This window comes from Nioella ostreopsis (assembly GCF_004000255.1).
GTDB lineage: Bacteria > Pseudomonadota > Alphaproteobacteria > Rhodobacterales > Rhodobacteraceae > Nioella > Nioella ostreopsis.
This window is the reverse complement of sequence record NZ_RCIQ01000035.1, coordinates 21,079-27,895: the sequence shown is the minus strand read 5'-3', so window position 1 is coordinate 27,895 and position 6,817 is coordinate 21,079. Positions and strand designations below refer to the sequence as shown.

At 54.1% G+C, this 6,817-nt stretch carries 4 protein-coding genes and 3 pseudogenes; all 7 read left to right on the top strand.

The window, feature by feature from the left end; all coding sequences use genetic code 11:
* Nucleotides 1–165: 165 nt before the first annotated feature.
* The 7 genes and pseudogenes from EP237_RS21455 to EP237_RS21420 all read left to right on the top strand — a co-directional run bounded on the left by EP237_RS21455 (nucleotide 166) and on the right by EP237_RS21420 (nucleotide 6,229).
* Nucleotides 166–1,251: pseudogene (locus EP237_RS21455) on the top strand (tyrosine-type recombinase/integrase).
* Nucleotides 1,252–1,690: 439 nt separating this feature from the next.
* Nucleotides 1,691–2,188 carry a hypothetical protein gene (locus tag EP237_RS21445; protein WP_127562874.1) on the top strand — a complete coding sequence of 166 codons (498 nt, stop codon included), beginning with the start codon at nucleotides 1,691–1,693 and terminating at the stop codon, nucleotides 2,186–2,188.
* A 585-nt stretch (nucleotides 2,189–2,773) separates the two neighbouring features.
* Entirely contained in the window at nucleotides 2,774–3,538 is a 765-nt protein-coding gene (locus EP237_RS21440; protein ID WP_127562873.1) for an IS6 family transposase, read from the top strand.
* Between the two features lie 54 nt (nucleotides 3,539–3,592).
* A pseudogene (locus EP237_RS21435) lies at nucleotides 3,593–4,042 on the top strand (IS6 family transposase); the annotation flags it as partial.
* A 206-nt stretch (nucleotides 4,043–4,248) separates the two neighbouring features.
* A pseudogene (locus EP237_RS21430) lies at nucleotides 4,249–5,121 on the top strand (tyrosine-type recombinase/integrase); the annotation flags it as partial.
* A 119-nt stretch (nucleotides 5,122–5,240) separates the two neighbouring features.
* Complete coding sequence (locus EP237_RS21425; RefSeq protein WP_127562871.1) at nucleotides 5,241–5,924, top strand: hypothetical protein; 684 nt, start codon at nucleotides 5,241–5,243, stop codon at nucleotides 5,922–5,924.
* 74 nt (nucleotides 5,925–5,998) lie between these two features.
* Nucleotides 5,999–6,229 (top strand): helix-turn-helix transcriptional regulator, encoded by a 231-nt coding sequence (locus tag EP237_RS21420; RefSeq protein WP_127562870.1) that lies wholly within the window; start codon nucleotides 5,999–6,001, stop codon nucleotides 6,227–6,229.
* Nucleotides 6,230–6,817 lie beyond the last annotated feature (588 nt).

The following is a 6,817-nucleotide window of genomic DNA, read 5'->3' as shown; positions in this document are numbered from 1 at the left end:
GCGGGCGTTGTGTAATGGTAAGACCTCAGCCTTCCAAGCAAATGTGATGGGTTTCATGGCGCATCACCGGGTTGCTAATAGCTTCATTTTATTTGAATATATCTTTCATGGCGTATCACTGGATATCGCTCTCTTGCATACCGTTACCTACAAAAAGCAGACAAAATGCCTAAGCTTACAGAGACCTTCGCTCGCAAGGTGCCGCAGACAAAATCCGGCACGGACAAGCACTGGGACAACGAGATCAAGGGGCTCGTTCTCTTCGTAGGGAAGCGGTCTAAGACCTGGTATTTCCAGAAGGATGTTGGTGGGCAGACCAAAAGGGTATTGATCGGCCGGTTTCCAACGATTTCGGCACAGGCCGCGCGTCAGACGGCACTCGGACTGGCCCTGGAAATGGGGCGCGGGGCAGGGAAGGTGATACAGGCCGGAGCCCCAACGCTTGAGGTTGCCATGGAGGGGTATTTGGCGCGGCCCAAGCTGAGATCAGAGGCGCATAAGATATCTCTACGTCAACAGTTCGACCTGCATCTAAAAGACTGGCTGCGGCTGCCCCTTGATGAGATCACCAGAAAGATGGTTGTCGACAAGCATCGGTCTCTCGCGGACCGCCCATCAACGGCAAATCACGCGCTCAAGTATTTCCGCACCGTCTGGAACCACGCGCGCCGTGTGCACGATCTACCTGAGTCCCCGACAATGGCAATCGAGTGGTACGAAGAACATCCGAGCGGGCAAGTAATAGAAAACCTTTTGGAGTGGCGAAAAACCATTGAGGGACTTCCGAACCCTATCCACCAGGTGTTCTATGAGTTTCTGCTCTTTACCGGGTTTCGGAAGAGTGAGGCGCTGACCCTCGAGTGGAAGAATGTCTTCGAGGATCGCATCCATCTGTCGGTGACAAAGAATGGCCGCAGCTTCGATTTGCCGATACTGCAACTCCACCACGAGATCCTGGCTCCTCTACGCGGATTGAGCCGGCGATGGGTGTTTCCCTCGCCGAAGTCTCCTTCAGGCCATATCAGCGCTCCAGCACGGATGAAGTGGTCACCTCATGCCCACCGCCGAACATTTGCGACCGTCGCCATGGAAGCTGGCGTATTGGAGGAAGTCGTTGGGCGCCTGCTCAATCACACACCGCTATCAATCACCGGGTAACGCTATGTGAAGCCGTCTCTTGACGCTTTGCGGCCAAGCATGGCCCAGGTGACCCAAGAGTTGCTTCTGCGCACCTCTCAGCAACCCCGGTAGTCCACTTTATTCCCGATTCGCTTTGTCGCGATACAAGCATCTTGGAAGGAGTCTCGGCCGCTACACTAGCGCCCCGGGATCGCTAAAGATTTGAGTTATGCATTTGTAAATAAACAAAAAACTCATCGGCTTTTTTTGAAGGGGTGAACTCCAACATTATTGTTCCTGTTGGAAGGCAAATCTTGCCTTTCCGCGAACAGCTTTGATCGGAATACCATTGAGCGAGGTGAAGTGTGGGAACGATGCGTGGGCGAGCGAGCGAAGAACCAACAGAGACCCAGCCAAACTTGGGGGGGTCTCGGTTGCTCTGTAGAAGTGACGTTGAAGAACAATTTGGGATCTCAAAGAGATACCTGGAGATTGCTGCAGTGCGTGGAGACGGCCCGCCGATTGTCCGACTTGGTCGGTCGGTCCGATATCGGATTGCAGATATTTTGGCATGGATCGAACAGCAGGTGGAGGCCCCGAAATGAATCCATTTAGGGAGTATCAGCTTGAGGACGGTCAACTCTGCCTTTGTTGCGGCAGTCGCGATGTTCTGACCGCAGAAAAAGCGATTGAAAATTTGGATGACCCCGAAGCGCGATCTGCGCTCGTGAGAGCTAAGTTGTTGGCCGCTATTCGTGATCTTGATGAATACGAAATGGACAACTTTATAGGTGAGCTGATGGACTTCGCTCCGATCGAAGAACCGGACGACATGGCTCACCATTTGTGGTGCAGGTTCTCCGAAACCTTTGGGTTAACCGGATTTACTTTCAAGTCAGCTGCGGATGATGAGCCGCTTGATCTCGTGGAGATCGACGAGCGCTTCCAGGTGGAGCTCGAATTTGAACGAAAGCTGGCCCTATTGCGTATATGGGTTTCGCTTTCGAAAGAAAGCCAGCGGCGATTTGTCAAGAAGCACGGCCTTTCAGTTCTTGGGGAGGGGTGTTGAGCATGATTGATGCACAAGACTCCCGGAAAAGTATGGACTGCATCTCGAGGCCTGAAGAAGGTGATGACGACAGCTCGCCTGTGATCGCTTTGGGGCACAGCGGTAGCACTTACTCTTTCTTATCGCCGAGTGGTCAGGTCCGGAATATGAATGCTGACGCACTAGAAGCCGGCAGAGGTGTTCGGGCTCTTTTCCTTGGAAATGAGAGTGCATTAGATTGGTGCCGTAAGAACTTCCCCGACAGTCGCGAGAAGTGGTCGCCAAAAGAAGCCGGGCTTTGGATCATCGAGCAATGCAATCGGCGGGGGATTTACCATGCTGACGCGCAGGATGTCAGGTCCATTGGCATGTGGCGAGGAGCAGATGAAACTGCTGTCTTGAACTGTGGAGACCGTTTGACGCTATCAGACAGTCAGGAGGTTACCCTGCCATATTGTACGGCTTCGGCGGTCTACACGGCCGGCCCTAGCCTCGACGTTCCCAAAACCGCGCCCCCCGGTCTGGACACATTCAAGGAACTTCTTCGCGGGCTCTGTCAGAATAACTTGCCTTGAGCCCGCAGCGGCCGGCCGGTAGCGTTCGTTCATGACGAAACTCAGTCCTTTCAAGTGGTTCAAAACGAGCCCCGAAATCATCCGCTTGGCCGTAGTGCTCTATGTGCGGTTCCCGCTTTCGCTGCGGAATGTCGAGGATTTGCTTCACGAGCGTGGCGTGGACGTAAGCCACGAAACCGTCCGATTCTGGTGGCACCGGTTCGGGCCGATGTTCGCGAACGAGATCCGAAAACGCAGGATCGAAGGCATGAAATCCAGCCAGTGGCGCTGGCATCTGGATGAGGTTCTCGTCAAGATCAACGGCCAACGGCATTACCTCTGGCGGGCCGTAGATCACGAGGGTGAGGTGCTGGAAAGTTATGTCGCGAAGACACGAGACAAGAAAGCCGCGCTGAAATTCTTAAGAAAAGCAATGCGCAAGCACGGACAACCCAAGGTTATCGTCACGGATCGGCTTCGGTCTTACGGCGCCGCCCTGAAGGAAATTGGAGCGGCTGATCGCCAAGAAACCGGCCGCTGGCTGAACAACCGGGCGGAAAATTCACACCTACCTTTCCGACGACGAGAGCGGGCGATGCTCCGTTTCCGTAGGATGCGAAGTTTACAGAAANCTTTCCGACGACGAGAGCGGGCGATGCTCCGTTTCCGTAGGATGCGAAGTTTACAGAAATTCGCCGCCGTCCACGCCTCCGTCTCAAACCACTTCAACCAGGTACGAAGCCTCTCCAGCAGACCACATTTCAAAGCCAACCGCGCCGCCGCTCTCGCCGAGTGGCGCGGTCTTTGCGCGGCATAAGGGACAGCCATACTGCCCTTGGAGAGACTGGTTCGCATTCGTCTGGCAGCACCCTTCGTGAAGATCAATGGCGAGCGGCATTACCTCTGGCGGGCCGTCGATCACGAAGGGGAGGTTCTTGAGAGCTTCGTCACGAAGACGCGTGACAAGCGGGCCGCTTTGAAGTTCCTCAAGAAAGCAATGCGGAAACATGGTCAGCCCGAGGTCATCGTGACCGACAAACTCCGATCCTACGGTGCTGCGTTGAAGGAGATTGGCGCTGGCGACCGGCAGGAGACGGGTCGCTGGATGAACAACAGGGCAGAGAACTCGCACCTACCATTCCGACGACGGGAGCGGGCGATGCTCCGTTTTCGGCGGATGCGAAGTCTTCAGAAGTTCGCCGCCGTCCACGCCTCCGTCTCAAACCATTTCAACAAGGAACGCAGTCTCTCCAGCAGACCCCTCTTCAAGGCCAACCGCGCCGCCGCTCTCGCTGAGTGGCGCGGTCTTTGCGCGGCATAAGCGACAGCCTGACTGTCCTAACTGAGACGAGTTCGAATCCGTCTGGCAGCACCCATAACCTCAATCAAGGATGAGCCAGAGCCTCCAAACGAAAGGACGCTCAACTGTCCCAAATTATCTGACGACGGACAGTCTGGCAGCACCGAATTCGCACCTGCCGTTCCGACGAAGAGAAAGTNCGAGTTCGAATCCGTCTGGCAGCACCGTCCCTTGAAATGGGGAGAGGGGCCGGGAAGCACGTGCAGATCGGTGTGCCAACTTTGACGGCGGCGATGGAAACGTATCTCGCGCGACCAAAGCTGCGCTCCGAGGCCCACAAAGAGGGTCTGCGTCAGCAATTCGACCGCCACCTGAAGGACTGGCTTCATCTGCCACTTGATGAGATTTCAAAGCAAATGGCGGTGAGAAAGCACCAGTCGATGTCTGGCTCGCCTTCTGCAGCGAACCACACCCTCAAGTATTTCCGGACAGTCTGGAACCACGCGCGACGGGTTTATGATTTGCCGGAGTGCCCGACCATGGCAATCGAGTGGTATGATGAGCTCCCTAACGGCACAATCATCGATGATCTGTCGACTTGGAAAAGAACAGTCGCTGATCTGCCCAACCCGATCCACACGGTGTTCTACGAGCTTCTGCTCTTTACCGGGTTTCGTAAGTCTGAGGCCCTGAACCTTCAATGGAAGAATGTGTATGAAGATCGGATACACTTACCGATGACGAAGAACGGCCGCAGCTTTGACCTGCCCATATTGCAGATCCATCATGAGATCCTTGCCCCGGTACGGGGGCGGCACAAACAATGGGTGTTCCCGTCGCAAAAGCTGCGGGACCGGCCTATTTCCGCGCCTCAAAGGATTTGCTGGAGTCCGCACGCGCATCGCCGAACATTTGCCACAGTTGCGATGGAGGCTGGTGTACTCGAAGAGGTCGTTGGGAGGCTGCTGAACCACACGCCCCCCTCAATAACTGGCCAGAGGTATGTCAGGCCGTCTCTGGAGGCGTTGAAGCCGGCCATGGAGGCGGTGTGCGTGGAAATCTCCAAACGATGCGAATTGCCTGCGAAACCTCGTTCATAGGTGACTGCCGGCTAAAGCCACCCGGCTTCTTGGTGAATAGCTGCGCCCGCGTCTCTGATGGATCTTCACGAAAGAATCAAACAGGGCAAAACATTGTAATCAATTGGAATGATCAGGACATGCCCAAGAAGTTAAGAGAAGAACCGGATATTGAGGGCGCGCTGAACTACGCTCGCGAGATGATTGCGGCGTGGCAAAACTTAGAATGGCCTTTTCAATTTGCGCGTTTCGGACCCGCTGGCGTGAAAGCCTGGAATAGCCTGCGCCTCGAGCTGAAAAAAGATTGCGTCATGCTACCTGAGAGATCCGCTGATGAACTGGTTGCTCAGGGAAAGCGAGATCCGGATGTTTATGATTTGGCATGTTTTGTATGTGAGGCGAGAATTGCAGCTGGGAAGTCGTTGCCAGGACCACTTGATGAATTTTGGAAAGCCGTTCAGTCGGGAAACTTGAAATCGAAGCGCGGTCGCGGCCGTCCAGCGAAGGCCAACGCGCCTCGCGATGTTATGATTGTGCAAGTGTTATGTGGCATTGAGGAACGATACGGCCTGTTTCGGACGGAAAATGAGGCACGAGACAGCGACGCACCACCAAGCGGCTCATCCATCCTGCAGAAAGCACTTCAGGAGCATGGAATCTATGTAACTCTGGACGCGATCAGAAAGGTCGCCTTTGGCATCGATCAAGAGCAGCTTGACGAACCGAAACCATCCCATGCGCATAAGGGGGTCCTGAGAGATGAGACCTATTTCGCGGCATACACCTCGCTACTTGATACTCTCGACGAAGACGATCTTATCTGAAGGTATTTGTTTCCCATGATCATATAAGCCCCTCAGCGTATCTCTGTGTTCATCTAGCCAGACGGAGATGACTGATGAAACTTAGTGATGCTGACCGAACGCCCCCCTCAGACTGGATCCCTCGCGAAAACATGCGCCCGGTCGAGGCGGCCTGGTATACCGGAATTTCCACCTCCAAGCTGGCAAAGCTTCGGATGATGGAAAACCGTGAGGATGGCCCACGGTTTGTTAAGATTTCGGGTTGCGTGATTTACAAACGTAGCGACCTAGACGACTGGATCGATCGTCATGCTGTAAATGAATGATCGATTCATTGATCATTCCTTGCAAGGACTTGGCATCCCTGTTCGCGAAGAGGCCCATTTTACAGTCTGAGCTATTGGCATTCACCTTGTTGACCGCAATTTCGATTATTCTGATATGTGGTGAATAATGTCTGCTCAACGTCTCAATGGGGGCAGGTCAGTTGGCCATGCCATTCGCGATCAGCATCTTCGGTGCAGGCCTAAACAAACGCTGGGAATTCCAGTTCCCAGCGGCGCTAATCACTTATCAGAAATAGCAACGGAGACAAAAAGTGTCTGAACAAAAAGAGCTTCTCAGGGACCACACGATTGCCAATGACACAATCGAGGCGCTCACTTTTCGCGAGAGGGGCAACTCGTGAATAGGGGCATCAACCGTAAACTGGCGAGGTACTTTTCTCTGCTTGAGCGTAAGAAACGCGAGATGCTAGATCGAAGAGTGGGGGCTGACGAGGCACTCATGGCCCGTCTGGAATGGATCCTGGATCTACCAGGGGGGTTACGCTTGCAGGCTTGTTCTTGATGGTATTCCTGAGAACACCAGTATGCGCTTTTTTACAGGTTCATCTCCAGAAATCACGGGACGTC

Coding starts and splice junctions, on each gene's coding strand:
- EP237_RS21445 (WP_127562874.1), top strand. CDS start 1,691: ATGGATCGAACAGCAGGTGGAGGCCCCGAAATGAATCCATTTAGGGAG.
- EP237_RS21425 (WP_127562871.1), top strand. CDS start 5,241: ATGCCCAAGAAGTTAAGAGAAGAACCGGATATTGAGGGCGCGCTGAAC.
- EP237_RS21420 (WP_127562870.1), top strand. CDS start 5,999: ATGAAACTTAGTGATGCTGACCGAACGCCCCCCTCAGACTGGATCCCT.